The organism is Halomonas sp. 1513 (assembly GCA_001971685.1).
Taxonomy (GTDB): domain Bacteria; phylum Pseudomonadota; class Gammaproteobacteria; order Pseudomonadales; family Halomonadaceae; genus Franzmannia.
In genome coordinates, this window is sequence record CP019326.1 from 2,598,394 (window position 1) to 2,617,723 (window position 19,330).

17 protein-coding genes are annotated in these 19,330 nt (G+C 65.3%); 4 read left to right on the plus strand and 13 right to left on the minus strand.

All coding sequences use genetic code 11. The features are described 5' to 3' along the window. Nucleotides 1-19: 19 nt before the first annotated feature. Together BWR19_11735 and BWR19_11740 are read right to left on the minus strand one after the other, a co-directional pair. Nucleotides 20-1,408 (minus strand): 23S rRNA (uracil(1939)-C(5))-methyltransferase, encoded by a 1,389-nt coding sequence (locus BWR19_11735; protein APX93550.1) that lies wholly within the window; start codon nucleotides 1,406-1,408, stop codon nucleotides 20-22. Next, nucleotides 1,408-2,304 (minus strand): cysteine synthase B, encoded by an 897-nt coding sequence (locus BWR19_11740; GenBank protein ID APX93551.1) that lies wholly within the window; start codon nucleotides 2,302-2,304, stop codon nucleotides 1,408-1,410. Before BWR19_11740 ends, BWR19_11735 begins: the two co-directional genes overlap by 1 nt. Nucleotides 2,305-2,422: 118 nt before the next feature. On the opposite strand from BWR19_11740, the gene BWR19_11745 reads away from it, so the two are divergent. Next, nucleotides 2,423-5,107, plus strand: coding sequence for a hypothetical protein (locus tag BWR19_11745; protein ID APX93552.1), 2,685 nt, complete (start codon nucleotides 2,423-2,425; stop codon nucleotides 5,105-5,107). Here BWR19_11745 and BWR19_11750 read toward each other — a convergent pair. From BWR19_11750 to BWR19_11780, 7 genes are all read right to left on the minus strand, one after another. Further along, nucleotides 5,047-5,424, minus strand: a complete 378-nt coding sequence (locus BWR19_11750) for a holo-ACP synthase (GenBank protein ID APX93553.1) — start codon at nucleotides 5,422-5,424, stop codon at nucleotides 5,047-5,049. The genes BWR19_11745 and BWR19_11750 overlap by 61 nt on opposite strands. A 6-nt stretch (nucleotides 5,425-5,430) precedes the next feature. Next, nucleotides 5,431-6,222, minus strand: coding sequence for a pyridoxine 5'-phosphate synthase (locus BWR19_11755; GenBank protein ID APX93554.1), 792 nt, complete (start codon nucleotides 6,220-6,222; stop codon nucleotides 5,431-5,433). Nucleotides 6,223-6,282: 60 nt separating this feature from the next. Then, the gene (locus BWR19_11760; GenBank protein ID APX93555.1) at nucleotides 6,283-6,996 is read right to left on the minus strand and encodes a DNA repair protein RecO; all 714 of its coding nucleotides are present in this window, start codon (nucleotides 6,994-6,996) and stop codon (nucleotides 6,283-6,285) included. Nucleotides 6,997-7,032: 36 nt separating this feature from the next. Then, a complete protein-coding gene (locus tag BWR19_11765; GenBank protein ID APX93556.1) occupies nucleotides 7,033-7,932 on the minus strand; it encodes a GTPase Era in 900 nt (299 codons plus the stop codon). After that, entirely contained in the window at nucleotides 7,929-8,618 is a 690-nt protein-coding gene (locus tag BWR19_11770) for a ribonuclease III (protein ID APX93557.1), read from the minus strand. Before BWR19_11770 ends, BWR19_11765 begins: the two co-directional genes overlap by 4 nt. A 99-nt stretch (nucleotides 8,619-8,717) precedes the next feature. Continuing rightward, nucleotides 8,718-9,521 (minus strand): signal peptidase I, encoded by an 804-nt coding sequence (locus BWR19_11775; protein APX93558.1) that lies wholly within the window; start codon nucleotides 9,519-9,521, stop codon nucleotides 8,718-8,720. Between the two features lie 14 nt (nucleotides 9,522-9,535). Continuing rightward, nucleotides 9,536-11,353: an elongation factor 4 gene (locus tag BWR19_11780; GenBank protein APX93559.1), complete on the minus strand. Its 1,818-nt coding sequence runs from the start codon at nucleotides 11,351-11,353 to the stop codon at nucleotides 9,536-9,538. Between the two features lie 572 nt (nucleotides 11,354-11,925). On the opposite strand from BWR19_11780, the gene BWR19_11785 reads away from it, so the two are divergent. Next, nucleotides 11,926-12,681, plus strand: a complete 756-nt coding sequence (locus BWR19_11785; protein ID APX95003.1) for a Crp/Fnr family transcriptional regulator — start codon at nucleotides 11,926-11,928, stop codon at nucleotides 12,679-12,681. Between the two features lie 168 nt (nucleotides 12,682-12,849). After that, complete coding sequence (locus tag BWR19_11790) at nucleotides 12,850-13,578, plus strand: Crp/Fnr family transcriptional regulator (GenBank protein ID APX93560.1); 729 nt, start codon at nucleotides 12,850-12,852, stop codon at nucleotides 13,576-13,578. 124 nt (nucleotides 13,579-13,702) lie between these two features. On the opposite strand, the gene BWR19_11795 is transcribed toward BWR19_11790, so the two are convergent. From BWR19_11795 to BWR19_11810, 4 genes are all read right to left on the minus strand, one after another. Beyond that, nucleotides 13,703-15,118 carry a serine peptidase gene (locus tag BWR19_11795; GenBank protein APX93561.1) on the minus strand — a complete coding sequence of 472 codons (1,416 nt, stop codon included), beginning with the start codon at nucleotides 15,116-15,118 and terminating at the stop codon, nucleotides 13,703-13,705. 112 nt (nucleotides 15,119-15,230) lie between these two features. After that, a complete protein-coding gene (locus BWR19_11800; protein ID APX95004.1) occupies nucleotides 15,231-16,253 on the minus strand; it encodes a hypothetical protein in 1,023 nt (340 codons plus the stop codon). Between the two features lie 89 nt (nucleotides 16,254-16,342). Then, entirely contained in the window at nucleotides 16,343-17,059 is a 717-nt protein-coding gene (locus BWR19_11805) for an anti-sigma factor (GenBank protein APX93562.1), read from the minus strand. Nucleotides 17,060-17,268: 209 nt separating this feature from the next. Then, nucleotides 17,269-17,874, minus strand: a complete 606-nt coding sequence (locus BWR19_11810; protein ID APX93563.1) for an RNA polymerase sigma factor RpoE — start codon at nucleotides 17,872-17,874, stop codon at nucleotides 17,269-17,271. 306 nt (nucleotides 17,875-18,180) lie between these two features. Here BWR19_11810 and BWR19_11815 point away from each other — a divergent pair, with 306 nt between their 5' ends. Then, nucleotides 18,181-19,260, plus strand: coding sequence for a 3-deoxy-7-phosphoheptulonate synthase (locus BWR19_11815; protein APX93564.1), 1,080 nt, complete (start codon nucleotides 18,181-18,183; stop codon nucleotides 19,258-19,260). Nucleotides 19,261-19,330: the final 70 nt, after the last annotated feature.

A 19,330-nucleotide genomic window follows, 5' to 3' on the forward strand; every position in this document is an offset into this window, starting at 1 on the left:
GTTCCTCTCGTTGGGTGGCTCATCCGCCGCGTTCGAATAGCAGCATGGCTTCCAGATGAGCAGTCTGCGCGAACATGTCGGCCACGGCCGCGCGAGTCATTCGATAACCACCTTGCACAAGGCGTGCCGCATCGCGGGCCAGGGTGGCCGGATCGCAGGCGATGTAGAGCAGCTGCGGCACGCCGCTGTCGGCCAGCTCGGCACACAGGGTGTCGGCACCGTCCCGCGGCGGGTCGAGCACCACCAGGCTCGGCCCCCAGGCCAGCACCTCGCGCACCGCGGCGGCCTGGGTCAGGTCGGCTTGGCGAGCAGTGACGTTATCCAGGGCGTTATGCCGGGCGTTGGCGGCGAGTCGCTCGACCATCGCCGGATTGCCCTCGACGCCCAGCACCTCGCCGCCGCGGCAGGCCAGCGCCAGGCTCAGGTTGCCTACCCCGGCGTAGAGGTCGAGTACGCGGGCAGCAGGAGCGGGGGCGAGCCATGCCAGGGCCGTGTCGATGAGACGCTGATTGACCGCCGCGTTGACCTGCACGAAATCTCCCGGGGCGAACCTCAGGGTCACCTCACGTCCATCGGCCACGATGCGATAGCACAGCTCGGGCTCGGCACTCAGCCATTCGAGCCGGGCGTCGTCACGCCCCAGCCACCACGCCAGGCTGACGCCCTGGGCGGCGGCAAAGGCCTGCCAGCGCACGCGGTCGCCGGCGTGCTCGCGAAGCTGACGCACCACCAGGGTGGCCCCGGCGTCGCTGTCGATGAGTTCGATGTGGCCGACATGGCGCGGCGCCTCCAGGGCCGCCAGCTGGTGGTGCAGCGGCGCCAGCAGCGCCGCCAGTCGCGGCACCAGAATAGTGCACTGGTGGATGTCGAGCAGGTGATGGCTGCCCTTGGCACGAAAGCCGAGGTGGATCGCGCCCTGGGCGTCGACCTTGACGCCGAGTCGCGCCCGCCGCCGATAGCCATGGCCATGCGCGGCAAGTACCGCGCTGTTCGCCGGCAGGCTCAGCCCCTCACGCGCCAGGTGCTCACCGAGCACCGCCAGCTTGTGCTCGCGCTGGCCGGCTTGGTCGAGGTGCTGCAGGTCGCAGCCGCCGCACTGGCCGAAGTGGCGACACGCCGGGGCGACGCGCTGCTCGGACGCCTCGAGCAGCTCGCGGACGTGGGCCTCATCGTAGCGTTTGCGCTGGCGATGCACCGCCGCCCGAACGCGCTCCCCCGGCAGGGCGCGCTCGACGAACAGCGCCTTGCCATCGCTGCGATGGGCTACCCCGCGTCCGTCATGGGCCAGGCGTTCGATCACCACGCTGTCGCCGTCGGCGACTTCGCGCACCGGCGCCTTGTCGCGCTGCTGCAGTCCCGAGGTGCCCGAGGCGGGGCGCGCCGTGCGGCGCTTGCCGAGCATCGCCATCAGGCCTCCGGCGCATAGAGGCCGGTGGACAGGTAGCGGTCGCCGCGGTCGCAGACGATGAAGGCGATCACTGCGTTCTCGACCTCCTCGGCGATGCGCAGCGCGCCGGCCAGCGCCCCGCCGGACGAGACGCCGGCCAGGATGCCCTCCTCGCGGGCCAGCCGGCGCATGTGCACCTCGGCTTCGTGCTGGCCGATGTCTAGCACGCGGTCGACCCGGCTGGCATCGAAGATGCGCGGCAGGTAGGCCTCCGGCCAGCGGCGAATGCCGGCGATGCTGGCGCCGTCCTCGGGCTGCAGGCCGACGATCTGCACCGCCGGGTTCTGCTGCTTGAGATACTCGGAGACGCCCATGATGGTGCCGGTGGTGCCCATCGAACTAATGAAATGGGTGATGCTGCCGTCGGTCTGCTGCCACAGCTCCGGCCCGGTGGTGCGGAAGTGTGCCAGCGGGTTGTCGGGGTTGGCGAACTGATCCAGCGCCTTGCCCTCGCCGCGGGCGATCATGGTATCGGCGAGATCGCGGGCGCCTTCCATGCCGGCGTCCTTGGACACCGTGATCAGCTTGGCGCCGAACGCCGCCATGGCCTGCTTGCGTTCGCTGGAGGCGTTATCGGGCATGATCAGGGTCATGCCGTAGCCCTTGATGGCGGCGGCCATGGCCAGCGCGATGCCGGTATTGCCCGAGGTCGCCTCGATCAGAGTGTCGCCGGGGCGAATCTCGCCGCGGGCTTCGGCCTGCTGAATCATCGATAGCGCCGGGCGGTCCTTGACCGAGCCGGCCGGGTTGTTGCCTTCGAGCTTGGCCAGCAGGGTGTTGTTGCGCCCCGCGGCAATGCGCTTCAGGCGGACCAGGGGGGTGTTGCCGACCACATCCTCGAGCGTGGGAAAGTGCATGCGAAGCGTCCTTCTTAAAGCGTATACAGCGATTATATCCGTGCCCGTCGGTGGGTGACAGGGATGGACCCGCGGTGTGGCATAATGCGCGCATCGATTGTCGCGCGGATCCAAGGCCATGCCGATCAGAACCCGACTGCTGCTGCTGGCGGTCGTCGTGCCGCTGGCACTGATGTTGACCCTGACCCTGCTCGCCCTGCTGCACGACAGCCAGGCACGACGTGAAGGGCTCGAACAGCGCACCCTGGGCAGTGCCGAACTGCTGCTACCCGCCCTCGAGCATGCCCTGCTCGACCATCACCGGACCTGGCTGCCCGACCTGCTCCAGCGCCTGCAGGACATTCCCGAGGTACGCGCCGTCAGTCTGCGCGAGGCGTCCGGCGCGGCCCTCCTCGAGCTGGGCCAGCAGCAGACGGCGCTGTCCGACTATGCCTCTGCCCCGCGACTCGCAGAGCGCGACGGCGGCTGGCGGCTGGTGCTTCCCCTCGCCAGCGCCGAGGAGACGCGCTATCTCGACGTCAACGTCGACACCACTGCGCTGACGCTGGCGTTCTACCGCCATCTCACCGCCGCGGCGCTGGTGTGGCTGGTGTCCGGACTGCTGCTGTTCTTGCTCACCTATATCGTCTATCGGCGCATCGACCGCCCCATCGAGGAGCTCCAGGAGCTGCTGAGGCGCCTCAACGCCGGCGACTATCAGCTGCGTCTGGCACGCCACGGCCCGCCCGAGCTCGGCCGCCTGGCCGCCAGCGTCAACACCCTGTCGGATCATCTCGAGAACGCCCACGAGGACATGCAGCGTCACATCGATCAGACCACCCGCGACCTGCAAGAGTCGATGGAGACCATCGAGATACAGAATATCGAGCTCGACATGGCTCACCGCCGGGCCCTCGAGGCCAATCGCATCAAGTCGGAGTTCCTGGCCAACATGAGTCACGAGATCCGCACCCCGCTCAACGGCATCATCGGCTTCTGCCAGCTGCTGTCGCGCTCGCCGCTGGACGCGCGTCAGCGTGAATGGCTCGACCACGTCAGCAAGGCCTCGGACAGCCTGCTGGCACTGATCAACGACATCCTCGACTTCTCCAAGCTCGAGGCCGGCAAGATGGAGCTCGAGAGCGTCGATCTCGACATCCAGGCCCTGGTCGACGACGTGCTCGGCCTGCAGGCACCCCAGGCCCATCACAAGCAGCTGCACCTGCTGGGCCTGGTCTACGACGACGTGCCCGAGCAGCTGCAGGGCGATCCGCTGCGCATCAAGCAGGTGCTCACCAACCTGATCCACAACGCCATCAAGTTCACCCTGCGTGGCGAGGTGATCGTCAGGGTGATGCTCGACGACAGCGATACCCAGCGCGTCACCCTGAGGATCAGCGTCAGCGATACCGGCATCGGCCTCAGCGAGAGTGCCTGCCAGCGGCTGTTTCAGGCCTTCAGCCAGGCCAGCGCCAGCGATAGCCGACACTACGGCGGCACCGGGCTGGGGCTGATGATCTGCCGCCAACTGGTCGAACAGATGGGCGGCGAAATCGGCGTCGAAAGCGAGCTTGGCCGCGGGTCGACCTTTACCTTCACGCTGCCCCTGCAGGCCCAGCGCCTCGACCCCCGCGCTCCCGAGCTGGCGCTGGGCGGCCTGCGCGTGGCCTTCGACGAGGCCCACCCGGCGACCCGCCACGCCATTGCCCACCTGCTCGAGCAGTGGGGGGCCCATCTGGTCGACATGCAGGCCGAGCAGCCGCCCGACCTGTTGATTGCCGGCCTGCTCTACGAGGACCTGGCGCCTGAGCGCCTGGCCAGCTGGCAGGAGTGCCTCAACGCCAGTCGCTGCCCGTGCATCCTGCTGGTGCAGGCCGGCCCATTGGAGCTCCCCAGCCTGCACTTGCCGCTTGGCGGAGAGCTGCTCAGCCGGCCGCTGTCACGCCATACGCTGGCCGCGAGCATCCAGCGCCTGATCGCCCCTCGTGCGCTGCCGGCGCCCGCCCCTGCCTCCCGCGCGGCGCGGCTGCTGGTGGTCGATGACAACAGCGCCAACCGCCGGCTGCTGGAAGCCATGCTCGAAGACCTCGGCGTCTCCACCCAGCTCGCCGCGAGCGGCGAAGAGGCGCTGGCGCTGGCCCAGGGCGAGCACTACGACCTGGTGCTGATGGATATTCGCTTGCCGGGCATGGACGGCATCGCCACGACGCAGGCGCTACGACGCCTCGACGCACGCTGGGGAGAGTGCCCGGTGATCGCGGTCACCGCCCACGCCATGCAGGAGGAGCGTCAGCGGCTGCTGAGCAGCGGCCTGCAGGAAGTGTTGATCAAGCCGGTCGATCACACGGCGCTGAGCGAGCTGCTGACGCGACGCCTGGCGATTAGCGCACCAGCCGAGCCGACGCCGCATGCCGCCCAGGACGAGCTGGCGGTGGTCGACCTCAGCCTCGGCACCCAGCTGGCCGCAGGCCGCGAAGCGCTGGCCTGGGATACGCTGCTGCTGCTGATCGACAGCCTCGATGCCAGCGAGAGCGAACTGCGCCGCGCCTGGCAAGCCGGCAACGAGGAAGCCTTCCTGGACGCCATCCATGCCCTCAACGGCGCCTGCCGCTACTGCGGCGTGCCGCAGTTGGCGCTGCTCGCCGAAACCCTCGAGACGCGCCTGCGCAGCCGCGGCCTCGACGGGGTGGCGCCGCTGCTCGATGACCTCTACGCCGCCATGGCGCGCCTGGCCGACTGGCGTCGACAGCATGCACCGACGGCTCAGCCCTCGAGCACCACGAACGCCAATGCCAGCCCGTCGTCGTCGGACAGCGACAGGTGAACGGTGACCACGCCGGCGGCCTGGGCCTGCGCACGGGCACGCCCGGCCAGGACCAGCGAGGGCCGGCCAAGGGCATCATTGACGACCTCGATCTCGGTCCAGCGCATGCCGTGGCGTAGCCCGGTGCCGAGTGCCTTGAGGAACGCCTCCTTGGCGGCAAAGCGCTTGGCCAGAAAGGCCGCCGGCTGCGGGTGGCGGTGATAGCGATCCAGCTCGGCAGGCCCCAGCAGACGCTGCGCGAAGCGCTCGCCGTGGCGCGCCATACCCGCCGCAAAGCGGTCGATACGCGCCAGGTCGTTGCCGATTCCCAGGATCATGGTGATTCAGCCGTGTGCATGGTCATGGTCATGATCGTGCTCGTCCAGCGCCGCCAGCAGCCCGGCCTCCTGGCCGGCGATCACCAGCCGCTTCATCTCGGCCACGGCCTCCTTGAGCCCCACGAAAAGGGCGCGGGCGATGATCGCATGGCCGATGTTGAGCTCATGGATGCCGCCGATCGCCGCGATGGCTTCGACGTTGTGGTAGTGCAGGCCGTGCCCGGCGTTGACGGTCAGCCCCAGGTCGAGGGCCATCTCGGCCGCCGCGGCGATCCGCGCATGCTCCTCACGCGCCGCCTGGCCGCTGGCCTCGGCGTAAGCACCGGTGTGCAATTCGATGACCGGCGCGCCGGCCCGCGCCGCGGCCTCGATCTGGGCCGGATCAGGATCGATGAACAGCGACACCTCGCAGCCGGCCTCGGCCAGCCGCTGGCAGGCGGCCCGCACCGCCTCGAAACCGCCAACCACGTCCAGACCGCCCTCGGTGGTCAGCTCCTCGCGCTTCTCCGGCACCAGGCAGACGTGGGCCGGGCGCACCTCCTCGGCCAGCCGAATCATCGCCTCGGTGACCGCCATCTCGAGGTTCATGCGGGTATTGAGGGTCTCGGCCAACAACCGCACATCGCGCTCCTGGATATGCCGGCGATCCTCGCGCAGGTGCACGGTGATCCCGTCGGCACCGGCCTCCTCGGCCAGCAGGGCAGCCTGGATGGGGTCCGGATAGCGGGTACCGCGCGCCTGGCGCAGGGTGGCGATATGATCGATATTGACGCCAAGCTGGATACGGGGCGCGTGCATAATGGGTCTCCACGGTTGGACGGGTTGAGCATCCGCTGCCGGGACGGCAGCGTTTGGCGATCAGGATGACGCGCGGTGGCGACGCGCAGCAAGCCGCTGCATCAGCTCGCGCGAACGCAGCGGTCGAGTGCCCAGCAGCGGCGCCAGTGCCGCTCGCGTCACGACCTTGGCAGGGCCGGCCAGCCCCGGTGCCTCCCACTGGCCGCTGGCCAACAGGCGCAGGGTGCGGCCATCGAGCCCCTGCCCGGCACCCGGCGGGAGCGCCTCGAAGGCGCGCGCCTCGGCGCGGTAGACGTAGCGGCGCTGGGGGTCGAGCTGGCCATCGCTCAGGTCACGGAACAGCGGCTCGGCATCCAGCAGCTCGAGCAGCGCCAGCTCCAGTCGGCGCAGCGCGCTGGCCCTAACCTCGGGTCGCGGCAGGGCCTCGAGGGTGGCGCCGTAGAAGGCGAACACCTCACGCCCCGGCAGCTCCAGCGGCAGCACCCTGGCCAGCAGTTCGTTGGCATACAGCCCGCACAGCAAGCCCTCGCCGGCCAGCAGCGCCGCACTGCCGGTGCTCTCCATCAGCCGCAGCCGCTTGAGCTCGCCACTGCCGACCCAGGTCACGTGCAGCGGCGCAAACGGCTGCAGGCGGCCCCGCGAGCGGCTCCCCGGGCGCTGCACGCCCTGGGCCACCGCCCTGACCCGACCGTGACCCAGCGTCAGCAGGTCGACCAGCGCGCTGGTCTCGCGGTACGGCCGCTTGTGGAGCAGGAACGCGGGTTCGGGCTGCATGATCGGTCCTTGGGAAGGCTCAGACGAGCACGCCGCTCAGTCCAGGTGGTAGCCCAGGCTCTTCAGCGCACGCTCGTCGTCCGACCAGCCTCGCTTGACCTTGACCCACAGGTTGAGCATCACCTTGCCGCCCAGCGCGCGCTCCATGTCGAGACGCGCCTCGCGGCCGATGCTCTTGATGCGCTCGCCGTTCTCGCCGATCAGGATCTTCTTCTGGCCCTGCCGCTCGACCAGGATCAGCGCGCTGATATGCGTGACGCGGTCGGTCTCGCGAAACTCCTCGATCTCCACCGTCATCTGGTACGGCAGCTCGTCGCCGAGCTGACGCATGACCTTTTCGCGCACCAGCTCGGCGGCCAGGAAGCGCTGGGTACGGTCGGTGACCTGATCATCGGGATAGTAGTGGATGCTCTCCGGCAGGTGCTTGGCGACCTCGGCCTCGAGCTCCGGCACGTTGCTGCCGTGCTTGGCCGACAGCGGCAGGATCGCCGCGAAGTCGCGCTTGGCGCCGACCTCCTCGAGCCACGGCAGCAGGCTGGCCTTGTCCTCCAGCCAGTCGACCTTGTTGACCGCCAGGATCACCGGCGCCTTGACGTGGGTCAGCTTGTCGAGCACCACCTGGTCTTCGGGCATCCAGCGGGTGCGGTCGACGATGAACACCACGCAGTCGACGTCGCGCAGCGCCTGGCTGGCGGCCTGGTTCATGAAACGGTTGATGGCCTTGTTGCGATCCTTGGACATGATGTGCATGCCCGGGGTATCGACGTAGATGACCTGGTCGTCGCCCTCGGTCTTGATCCCCATCACCTGATGGCGCGTGGTCTGCGGACGCCGCGAGGTGATGGAAATCTTCTGGCCGAGAATACGGTTCATCAGCGTCGACTTGCCGACGTTGGGACGGCCGACGATGGCCACGAAACCACAGCGCTGGGTCATGCGCGTCCTCCTCGCGGTTCGAGCAGCGCCAGCGCCTTCTCGGCGGCCTGCTGCTCGGCATGGCGGCGGCTCGAGCCGACGCCGACGGTGGCGGCCTCGAGCATCTCCACCTGGCATTCGATGGTGAAGGTCTGGGCATGCGCCTCGCCCTCCACCGAGAGTACTTCATAGCGCGGTAACGACGACTGGCGCGACTGCAGAAACTCCTGCAGCCGGGTCTTGGGATCCTTCTGGGTATCCTGCAGGTCGATGGCCTCGAGACGCTGGGCGTACCACGACAGCACCCGCGCCTTGGCCACGTCCATGCCGGCATCCAGATAGATGGCTCCGATCACCGCCTCGACGGCGTCGGCGAGGATCGAGTCGCGCCGATGACCGCCGCTCTTCATCTCGCCGGAACCGAGCCGCAAGCATTCGCCGAGCTCGAACTCGCGGGCCAGCTCGGCCAGGGTCTGGCCCTTGACCAGCTGGGCGCGCAGCCGCGACAGCTGCCCCTCGCGGGCATCGGGGAAGCGCCGGAACAGCGCCTCGGCGATGACGAAGTTGACGATCGAGTCGCCGAGAAACTCGAGGCGCTCATTGTTCTGCCCGCCATAGCTGCGGTGGGTCATGGCCAGCTCCAGCAGGCCAATGTCGGCGAACGCATGGCCGACCCGGCGGCTGAAACCATTCAAGGGGTTACTCACGAAGCTCCTGCTCTTGGTTGTGTCCTGATAACAATAAATAGCCCGATGCACGGCATCTCGCCATGCATCAGGCGTAACGGCGCCAGCAGTCGCCTGGCGTCAGTGTATGCGCCGCACCGAGCCGAAGCTGGGTAGGCCACCGTCCCAGTGCATCCACACCGCAAACGCCTGGCCGACGATGTTCTCCTCGGGCACGAACCCCCAGTAGCGGCTGTCGTTGGAGTGGTCGCGGTTGTCGCCCATGGTGAAATAGTGCCCCTCCGGCACCTCCAGTTCGCGCATCTGCGGCCCGGGGTCGCGGGGATTGTTGTAGATCTGGTGGGCCTGGGCACCGAGCAGCTCTTCGAGCAGCTCCTCGCCGGGCTGCTCGCTGGGGTCGGTCTCGAGCAGACTGTTCGGCACCCGCTCGCCGTTGACGTAGAGCTGCTTGCCTTCGTAGCGAATGCTGTCGCCCGGCAACCCCACCACGCGCTTGATGAAGTTGATCGACGGCTCCTGGGGAAAACGGAACACCATCACGTCACCGCGCTCGGGCTCGTTCATCTCGACCAGACGCGTGTGGATCACCGGCAGCCGCAGGCCGTAGGTGAACTTGTTGACCAGAATGAAATCGCCCACCTCCAGGGTCGGGCGCATCGAGCCCGAGGGAATCTGAAACGGCTCGACCACGAAGCTTCTCAGCACCAGCACTACAAGCAGCACTGGAAAGAACGAGCGCGAATAGTCGACCGGCCACGGCTCGCGGGCCAGCTTGCGCCGCGACGCTTCATCGAGGGGCTCGCCGTTTTCGGCTTCCACCGCCGCCAGCCGCGCACGTCGCGCGCGCCCCCACCAGACCACATCCAGCAACCAGATCACACCGGTGACCGCCACGGCCACCACCAGCAACAGCGAAAAATCCATGCCTATCCTCGTCCCTAGTCATTCACCTTGAGCACGGCGAGGAAGGCATCCTGGGGAATTTCCACCTTGCCGACCTGCTTCATGCGTTTCTTGCCCGCCTTCTGCTTCTCGAGCAGCTTCTTCTTGCGGGATACATCACCGCCGTAACACTTGGCGGTAACGTTCTTGCGCAGTGCCTTGACGGTGGAGCGAGCCACCACCTGGCCACCGATGGCAGCCTGGATGGCCACGTCGAACATCTGCCGCGGGATCAGCTCCTTCATCTTCTCGACCAGCAGGCGCCCGCGGCCATGCGCATGGTCGCGATGAATGATCGCCGCCAGGGCATCGACCTTGTCGCCGTTGATGAGGACGTCGAGACGCACCAGCCTGGCGGCCTCGAAGCGTTCGAAGTTGTAGTCCAGCGAGGCGTAGCCCTTGGAGATCGATTTCAGGCGATCGAAGAAGTCCATCACCACCTCGGACATCGGCAGCTCGTAGACCAGCTGGATCTGGTTACCCAGGAACTGCATGTCGAGCTGGGTGCCGCGGCGCTGCTCGCACTCGGCGATGACGTTGCCGACGAACTCCTGGGGCACCAGGATGCTGGCACGCACGATCGGCTCGCGCATCTCGTCGACGTTGGCCATGTCGGGCAGCTTGGAGGGATTGGAGACGTAGCTCACCTCGCCGTTGTCCATGGCCAGCTCGTAGACCACGGTCGGCGCGGTGGTCAGCAGGTCGAGATCGTACTCGCGCTCGAGACGCTCCTGGATGATCTCCATGTGCAGGGTGCCGAGGAAACCGACCCGGAAGCCGAAGCCCAGGGCGTCGGAGTTTTCCGGCTCGTACTCCAGCGAGGCGTCGTTGAGTGCCAGCTTCTCGAGGGCATCGCGGAAGTCTTCGTAGTCGTCGGCGCTGACCGGGAACATGCCGGCGTAGACCTGCGGCTTGACCTTCTGAAAACCGGGTAACCGCGGCACGTTAGGGGTCTTGGTGTGGGTGATGGTATCGCCCACCGGCGCACCCTGGATCTCCTTGATCCCGGCCACCACGAAGCCCACCTCGCCGGCACGCAATACGCCGGTCTCGCGACGCTGCGGGGTAAAGATCCCCACTTCGTTGACCTGCCAGTCGCGCCCGGTGGAATTGATGCGAATCTTCTCGCCCTTTTTCAGGGTGCCGTCGAACAGCCGCACCAGCGACACCACCCCGAGGTAGTTGTCGAACCAGGAGTCGACGATCAGCGCCTGCAGCGGCCCATCGGGATCCCCCTTGGGCGGCGGAATGTCGCGTACCAGGCGCTCGAGCAGCGCCTCCATGCCCAGCCCGCTCTTGGCCGAGACCTGGCAGGCGTCGGTGGCATCGAGGCCGATGATCTCCTCGATCTCCTGGGCGACCTTGTCGGGGTCGGCCTGGGGCAGATCCATCTTGTTGAGCACCGGCAGTACCTCGAGCCCCTGCTCGACGGCGGTATAGCAGTTGGCCACCGACTGCGCCTCGACGCCCTGGGCGGCATCGACCACCAGCAGCGCGCCCTCACAGGCGTAGAGCGAGCGCGACACCTCGTAGGAGAAATCGACGTGCCCCGGGGTATCGATGAAGTTGAGCTGGTAGGTGTTGCCGTCCTCGGCGTGGTAGTCGAGGGTCACCGACTGGGCCTTGATGGTAATGCCCCGCTCGCGTTCGATATCCATCGAATCGAGCACCTGCTCCTTGAGCTCACGGTCGCTCAGCCCGCCGCAGATCTGGATGATCCGATCAGACAGCGTAGATTTGCCGTGGTCGATGTGAGCGATGATCGAGAAATTCCGTATGTGGCTGATTTTGCTACGGCTTTCACTATTAGACATGCATCAGAATCCGGTTCATGTACGCACCCATGTACAGGGCTGGGTAGGTACCCGAGCGAGCGCGCGAATCAAGGTTGCAGCCATTGTACAGCGAGGAGGCGAGGTTGTCGTCCGCACCGACGCCAGCATGAGCATAGAGTGATTGCCAGGTGCCCTTCACCCAAGGCTCTGACCAAGGTCCCGGAGGCTGCGCTGTCTGCCAACGCGGCACGGACGCTGAGTCAGCGGCGGTTCGACCAGCGCCACGCCCACGGCGCACGCAGGGCGGCTGCTCACGCTAATCGTGGCGCTGAACCCGCAGCATGGTGATATGGAGTAGTAAAATCTACCCATCAAAAACTCATTGCTCTAGCTATTCGCAACTACGATGCATGGTCGAAAATCGCCATGTACGCTATCGTACAGAAATGCGATTGACGATTTTCTATTATAACGTAAAGTTTGCAGGAACATACTAGAGGCTCATTACCATCGACGCAAAACGCCGCACAAAAGACTTATAACAACTGTTAAACATGGACTGGTTTATATACAACAACGCTAAGCTTGAGTTAACTTGGGAGAGGTTTTCAATGCTTAAATCGCGTGATATTCAGCAAAACATGTTGCTGAACTTGCTGCCGACGGAGGAGCTGGGACGCCTGCTGCCGGATCTTGAAAAGGTGGAACTGACAATAGGTCAATCGGTGTGTGAATCCGGAGAAAAGATTACCCATGCCTACTTTCCGCTCGACTCCATCGTCTCGTTGCTATACGTGACGGAGAATGGTTCCTCAACAGAAATTGCCGTGGTCGGCCATGAAGGAATTATCGGCGTACCGCTCTTCATGGGCGGTAATACCTCCCCCAACCGAGCCGTTGTCCAGAGCGCCGGGCACGCTTACCGCCTGAAAGCTCACCTGCTCAAAGACGAGTTCAACCGCGCCGGCCCATTGCAGCGATTGCTACTGCGCTTCACCCAGGCCCTGCTAACGCAGATGGCACAGACAGCGGTATGCAATCGTCATCACTGCCTCGACCAGCAGCTATGTCGCTGGCTGCTTCTCAGCATCGACCGATTGCCGGACGCCAAGCTGAACATGACCCAGGAACTGATCTCCAATATGCTCGGCGTTCGCCGTGAGGGGGTGACCGAGTCGGCGGGAAAGCTCCAGAAATCGGGGTTGATCTCCTACAACCGTGGACTTATCACGGTATTAGACAGGGCGGGGCTGGAGGAGCGTGTCTGCGAGTGCTATGCGGTGGTCAAGGAAGAGTACGATCGCCTGCTCAATCACGATAGCGTGGCCATCATAACCAAAAGACCTATGCCCAGGCGTCAAGCCTAATCATAAAAAATAGCAAACTGTGTGTGCCAGCGAGCCGACGTGCAGATTATGTAGCGTTATTATTAACAACGGACGTGAGAAAACTTCTCGCGCCGTTCATGCAGTCGACATCAAGCTGGACGTTATTCTGTTGGCGGCGTTTGCTAGTTTTCATGACGGGAGAAAAACATGACGTCTTTTTTGCACGCTCCCAGCACCAATCAACTGCTTGCTGCACTACCAGACGCTGAGCGAATGGCATTGATGGCTGACTGCAAAACCGTGGAGCTTGCTTTTGGCCAAGTGCTGTTCCAGCCCGGTGATACGATCACCCACGTATATTTCCCCATCGACAGTTTTATCTCGCTGGTGGCGGTCATCGATAGTGGCGCCCGGCTCGAAGTGGGGATGGCGGGCCGAGAAGGTATGCTGGGCCCTTCCCTGCTGCTCGGTGTCAATGAGATCCCGCTACTGGCGTTGGTTCAAGGATCGGGAACCGCCCTGCGCATCAGCGCTGACCTTTTCCTGCGGTTGCTCGAAACATCTCCTACATTGCATCAGCGGTTAAATCGGTACCTCTATGTGGTGATGAATCAACTAGCAAAATCAGGCGCCTGTCATCGCTTTCATCAGATTGAGGCAAGGCTCGCCCGCTGGCTACTGATGGCCCAGGATCGCGCCAACTGTGATCAATTGCAGCTGACCCATGAATTCCTCGCCATGATGCTCGGGGTGAGGCGTGCCGGCACTACGCTGGCGGCGTCAGCCCTGCAGAGCCGCGGCTTGATTCGTTATCACCGCGGCGCGGTCTTGGTGCTTGACCGGCCGGGCCTGATTGAAGTGGCCTGCGAGTGCTATACAGAGGACTGCGCGATATATTCCAGAATATTGAACATACCGGGTCCAGGAGTAGGTTGAGCGTTGCTTGCGTGGCAGGGCGCCAGCCCTGTGACGCGAGGCGCATGCCGGTGAGCGAGTGGCACTCACTCTCCGGGCATGCGCCTGGCAGGAACAGCGAAGCCGCGCCGGCTTCGCGCTCGATTCACTCGCTGGCGTCGAGGCGCAGTGCCACGAACAGCGAGCGGCCGTCTCGATAGAGCCGCACCGGCACGGCGCGATCACTGTCGATGGCCTCGACGACCTCGAGCAGCCGCTGCGGTGAATCGATGGCCTGCTGGTCCAGCGAAACGATCACGTCGCCGGGACGAATACCTGCGGCGGCGGCGGCCCCTTCGGGGTCGACCTCGCGGACCTGGACGCCGCCCTCGATGTCGAGGCGCTCGCGCTCGGTGGCATCCAGCTCGGTCACGCGCAGGCCCAGGCGCGCCTGACGATCGCTGGTATCCTCTTCGACAGCAGCCTCGCCGTTGGCCTCCGGCCAGCGACCCACGGTAACGTCCTGCGAGCGCTGCTCGCCATCGCGCATCAAGGTCAGCTCGACGTCATTGCCCGGGCTGACCCGACCGATCAGGCGCGGCAGCGTGGTGGATGACTCGACTTCCTCGCCGTCGACTTCGAGAATCACGTCGCCGGCACGCAGACCGCTTTGGGCGGCCGGGCCTTCCGGGTCGAGGTCGGCAATCAAGGCACCGCTCGGGCTATCCATGCCGAACGACTCGGCCAGATCTCGAGATACCGGCTGGATAACCACGCCCAGCCAACCGCGGCTGACACGGCCGTCATCGCGCAGCTGGTCGGCGATGTCCATCGCCACGCTGATCGGAATGGCGAAAGACACGCCCATGAAGCCGCCGCTGCGGGTAAAGATCTGCGAGTTGATACCCACCACTTCACCGTCGAGATTGAACAGCGGGCCACCGGAGTTGCCCGGGTTGATCGCCACGTCGGTCTGGATGAACGGCACGTAGGCATCGCGCGGCAAGGTGCGGTTGATGGCACTGACGATGCCCGCGGTCACCGAATGATCGAAGCCGAACGGCGAACCGATGGCGGCGACCCACTCACCGACACGCAGATGATCGGAGTTGCCCAGCGTCAGAGTTGGCAGGCCCTCGCCGTCCACCTTGAGCAGCGCCACGTCGGTCTCGCTATCCGCCCCGATCAACTCGGCCTCGAGTTCGCGGCGATCATTGAGTCGCACCAGAATCTCGTCGGCGCCATCGACCACGTGGGCGTTGGTCAGAATATAGCCGTCCTCGCTGATGATGAAACCCGATCCCAGCGACTGGCGCTCCTGGCTACGGCCACGCCCCTGCCCCGGCGGACTCGGGAACTGATCGCCGAAGAAGTGGCGGAATATCTCAGGAATGTCCTGGCCACCGAACTGCTCGCTACGCGACGGTACCGCGCGGGTGCTGGCGATATTGACCACGGCGGGCGCGGCCTCTTCCACCAGTTCGGTAAAGTCCGGAAGGCCGCGAGCCTGAGCGGACTGCCAGGCGAAGGCGGCTATCATCAATAGCAACCACAGCGATAGATGTCGTGTCGTGCGTTTCATAAGGTGCTCCTGCGACGGCGTTGAAACACTCAGCGTTGGTATAGTCGGCGAAGCGCCGGGCAAGACGCTTCATCGGGAGACGGCAGCACATTGGCGCTGACGCTGGCTGGCATCACGGTGGCGACTCCTGCGCGCGATGATCGCCCTCCACCGCCAGGCGCTCGGGATGCCACTCGATCTGCTCGACGATTCTGAGCAGCACCTGCGGCGGCAGCTCGCCCATGGCGACGATCTGCATGGTTTGGCCGCCGACGTCATCATGACGCACCGCCGCATAGGAGATGCCCAGGCGGTGCATGCCCGGCGACAGTACCTGCCCATCGTCGTCGAGCGGCTCGACGAACAGGCTCAAACTGGATAGGCCGTCGCTGAACAGACGGTGGCCCACGGCATCGTCATGCACGCTGCTGCGGGTCGAGACCGGCTGTGGCTCATAGCCCGGCGGCAGCCAGCCCGGTACCCAAGGGTCAGGCGGCGCCTGGCGCAGCTCGTCGAGCCGCACGTGGCCGTCGTGTAGATAGGCGCGTTCGAGGTCGGTGATCTGGAAGGTCTCCAGCACACGCCCGTTGTCGTCCAGCAGCAGCTGCTTGAGCGGTAGCGCCGTGGCGCGATCCAGCCACAGGCGATGGCCGTAGCGCATGCTGTCAAGCGGCTCTATGTCGAGGCGCACCGCGTGGCGCCCGGCAATACGCTCCTCGCCATCGAGGCGCAGTCGGTAGTGATCGCTGAGATGCGTCATGATGGCGGTAGGCGATGCCGGCACCTCGCTGCCCTCCTCCGCCCAGCCGCCACGACCGATACGACCGCGGCGCTCGAAGACCAGCGGCGGGCCGTCCAGGAACTGGGCCACTTCGCGCTCGACGCCATCTTCCACTTCATGGGAGAGCGCCAGGGTTCTGACCCCATCGCTGCTGATGCGCACCGCCCGGGCGTGAAACACGTAGCAGTGATTGGCCCACAGGCTGTACTCGAACCACCCCTCTGCAGAATCAGGCGCCGCGACGCCATCGAGCACCGAGCAATCGAAGCCGGCCTCGCTGTCCCAGGCAGCCGCCAGGGCTTCCTGGCCAGAGGGGGCGTCGGCCGAGACAGGGGCGTTGAGCCCCATCAATGCCAACGCCGCTGCGGCCAACAGCTGGCCACAGCGGCGAGGTAAAACGGAGGATAGCGTCTGCTGCGACGCGCGCAGCGGATGACGGAAATTCACGGTCATCCCTGCCCTCATCAACGCTGACCCAGGGTCTCGAGTCCCGATGCGCGCAGCAGCGGCATCCAGGCGTCACCGCTGCGATAGGCCGCGCCCTCGGCATGACGGTCGAGATAAGACTGCAGCAGCTGCGCCTGCTCCTGATCGCCACGCTGGGACTGTCGCGAACTGGGCGCCATGAACATTGGCATCTCGGCGGAGGCCCCCACGGTCATCACGCCGCTGCTGCCACCCTGGGCGGGAGCCTGGAACATAGGCAGGTCGACCAGTGACGGGCGCGAGACCGAGGCGCCGGCGTTACCCGCCCCCGCGGTGGCCGGCACCGCCTGGGCGGCCCCTTCGGCACCGCTGCCACCGGCCAGCGTCGGCTGACTGGCCGTGCCATCTGCGTCGCTGCCGTGATAGACCTGCACCCCGGTAATCACCATCAGCGAGACGGCGGCGGCGATCGCCGCGCTACCGGTAAACGACAAGCCACTGCGCTTGCGCGCCAACGGCTTCTCGATGGCGGGCAGCGGCTCTTCCGCGATCCTGGCCATGATGCCTGCTGAGAGATCGGTGCTGACATCGACATCACGATCGCGCTGCATGAGGCTACGGGCAAGATGGTAGCGACGCCAGGCGTCGGCATCATCGCTATGACCCTCGAGCGACTTGAGCACGCGACGCAGCTCGAGCTCATCACCCTCGTCATCCATCAGAGCAGATAACGACTCTCGTGCCTGTTGATCCATTACTTACACCCTCATCCTCGACAGGGCCTGACGCCCATTGGTCCGTAGAATTCACTGGCCATGCTGGCAGCCATCATGCCGATACCCGTCTCATCTCATTGCCATCGGCGGCGACGCTGCCCCGTTACGACATTGCCCCTGGGCCGCCAGTGGCGACCAACCTTGTGACGTCATCGGCCGCCAACAGTTCAGCGCCGGGGGCGAAAAACTCACTCATGGATCATGTCCTGGGTGCGTGCCGTGGTCACCAGCGGCTGAATATGTTTATCGACCGCCTCCCGGGCGCGGAAGATCCGCGAACGCACCGTGCCGACCGGGCAATTCATGATGTTGGCGATATCTTCATAGGAGAGCCCGTCGAGCTCGCGCAGCGTGATGGCGGTGCGCAGGTCCTCGGGCAGGTTCTCGATGGCCTCGAAGACGGAGGCCTCCAACTGGTCACGGGCAATCGCCGCTTCCGGGGTTTCGGTATCCGACAGTCGCCCGCTGTGGTCGACGATCTCGGCATCGGCGATGTCGAGGTCACTGCCCGGCGGGCGCCGCCCGCGCGACACCAGATGATTCTTGGCGGTATTGATGGCGATGCGATACATCCAGGTGTAAAAGGCGCTTTCGGCACGAAACTTGCCCAGCGCGCGGTAGGCCTTGATGAACGCCTCCTGCGCCACGTCGTGGACTTCAGCATGATCATGCACGTAGCGGCCGATCAGACCAATGATCTTGTGCTGGTACTTCTTTACCAGCAGATCGAAGGCCCGGTTGTCGCCCTGCTGGGCGCGCTCGACGAGTTGCTGATCGGTTTCCCTCGTGCCCATTCAACCCCTCCCCGACCGGGAGAGTATCGCGGGGGGCGTAGCAGGCAGTGCCAGCACAGCGGCAACATAAACGAATCTGGTAGTCATGGCGTCAACCTGGGCCCTGTCAGGCAAGTGTGATGGTTACCCGTAAGTGTTCCTGTTTATTGGCATTCCATCAAGCAGGGTCTGTCGACCTCAACGACCCGCTGTGACCGGATCGAGGCACGGGAGTTCCATGCCAGCGTTGATTTTTCAGGCCTCGACGGGCGATAGTAGGGGCACGACTCACCCCCTTCACGCGCGAATCACGTCACAGGTAGCGGCATGTCACAACAGCAGGTCAACAACCTCAACGTCCTCGCCCAGGACGTCCTGATCACTCCCGATGCCCTGAAGCAGGAAATTCCCCTGACCGAGGGCGCCGAGCGCACCGTCGTCGACGGTCGCGAGACCATTCAGCGTATCCTCGATGGCCGCGACCCGCGTCTGCTGGTGGTCGTCGGCCCATGCTCCATCCATGACGTCGACGCCGCCCTCGACTACGCCCGCCGCCTGCGGCGGTTGGCCGACCAGGTACAGGATAGCCTGTATATCGTGATGCGCGTCTACTTCGAGAAACCGCGCACCACGGTGGGCTGGAAGGGACTGATCAACGACCCCCACCTCAACGGCTCGTTCGAGATCGAAGAGGGGCTGCACATCGCCCGCCGGCTACTGGTGGAGCTGGCCGAGATGGGCCTGCCACTGGCCACCGAAGCGCTCGATCCGATCTCTCCACAGTATCTGCAGGACTGCATCAGCTGGTCGGCAATCGGCGCACGCACCACCGAGTCCCAGACCCATCGCGAGATGGCCTCCGGCCTGTCCTGCCCGGTAGGCTTCAAGAACGGCACCGACGGCAGCCTCGATGTGGCGGTCAACGCCCTGCAGTCGGTGGCGCATCCGCACAACTTTCTGGGCATCGACCAGGCCGGCCAGGTCGCCATCATCCGTACCCGCGGCAATGCCTATGGCCACGTGGTGCTGCGTGGCGGCAACGGCAAGCCCAACTACGACAGCGTCAGCGTGGCGCTGGCCGAGCAGGAACTGACCCGCGCCGGCGTCACGCCCAACATCATGGTCGACTGCTCGCATGCCAACTCCAACAAGGACCCGGCCCTGCAGCCGCTGGTGATGGAGAACGTCACCAATCAGATCCTCGAGGGCAATCGTTCGATCATCGGCCTGATGGTCGAGTCGCACATCGGCTGGGGCAACCAGAAGATTCCCGATGATCGCAGCCAGCTCAAGTACGGCGTCTCGATCACCGACGCCTGTATCGACTGGGATGCCACCGTCGAGGCCTTCACTGCCATGAACGAAAAGCTCAAGCCGGTGCTAGCCGCACGTACCAACGCCGCCTGACCCGCTCGTCGCCACAACCCAGCGCGCCCGCCAAATGGCGGGCGCGCTGGGTTGTGGCCATCGCTACCGC

Coding starts and splice junctions, on each gene's coding strand:
- BWR19_11805 (APX93562.1), bottom strand. CDS start 17,059: ATGGATCAACAGGCACGAGAGTCGTTATCTGCTCTGATGGATGACGAG.
- BWR19_11795 (APX93561.1), bottom strand. CDS start 15,118: ATGAAACGCACGACACGACATCTATCGCTGTGGTTGCTATTGATGATA.
- BWR19_11755 (APX93554.1), bottom strand. CDS start 6,222: ATGCACGCGCCCCGTATCCAGCTTGGCGTCAATATCGATCATATCGCC.
- BWR19_11785 (APX95003.1), top strand. CDS start 11,926: ATGCTTAAATCGCGTGATATTCAGCAAAACATGTTGCTGAACTTGCTG.
- BWR19_11735 (APX93550.1), bottom strand. CDS start 1,408: ATGGCGATGCTCGGCAAGCGCCGCACGGCGCGCCCCGCCTCGGGCACC.
- BWR19_11750 (APX93553.1), bottom strand. CDS start 5,424: ATGATCCTGGGAATCGGCAACGACCTGGCGCGTATCGACCGCTTTGCG.
- BWR19_11790 (APX93560.1), top strand. CDS start 12,850: ATGACGTCTTTTTTGCACGCTCCCAGCACCAATCAACTGCTTGCTGCA.
- BWR19_11810 (APX93563.1), bottom strand. CDS start 17,874: ATGGGCACGAGGGAAACCGATCAGCAACTCGTCGAGCGCGCCCAGCAG.
- BWR19_11780 (APX93559.1), bottom strand. CDS start 11,353: ATGTCTAATAGTGAAAGCCGTAGCAAAATCAGCCACATACGGAATTTC.
- BWR19_11760 (APX93555.1), bottom strand. CDS start 6,996: ATGCAGCCCGAACCCGCGTTCCTGCTCCACAAGCGGCCGTACCGCGAG.
- BWR19_11745 (APX93552.1), top strand. CDS start 2,423: ATGCCGATCAGAACCCGACTGCTGCTGCTGGCGGTCGTCGTGCCGCTG.
- BWR19_11765 (APX93556.1), bottom strand. CDS start 7,932: ATGACCCAGCGCTGTGGTTTCGTGGCCATCGTCGGCCGTCCCAACGTC.
- BWR19_11815 (APX93564.1), top strand. CDS start 18,181: ATGTCACAACAGCAGGTCAACAACCTCAACGTCCTCGCCCAGGACGTC.
- BWR19_11740 (APX93551.1), bottom strand. CDS start 2,304: ATGCACTTTCCCACGCTCGAGGATGTGGTCGGCAACACCCCCCTGGTC.
- BWR19_11775 (APX93558.1), bottom strand. CDS start 9,521: ATGGATTTTTCGCTGTTGCTGGTGGTGGCCGTGGCGGTCACCGGTGTG.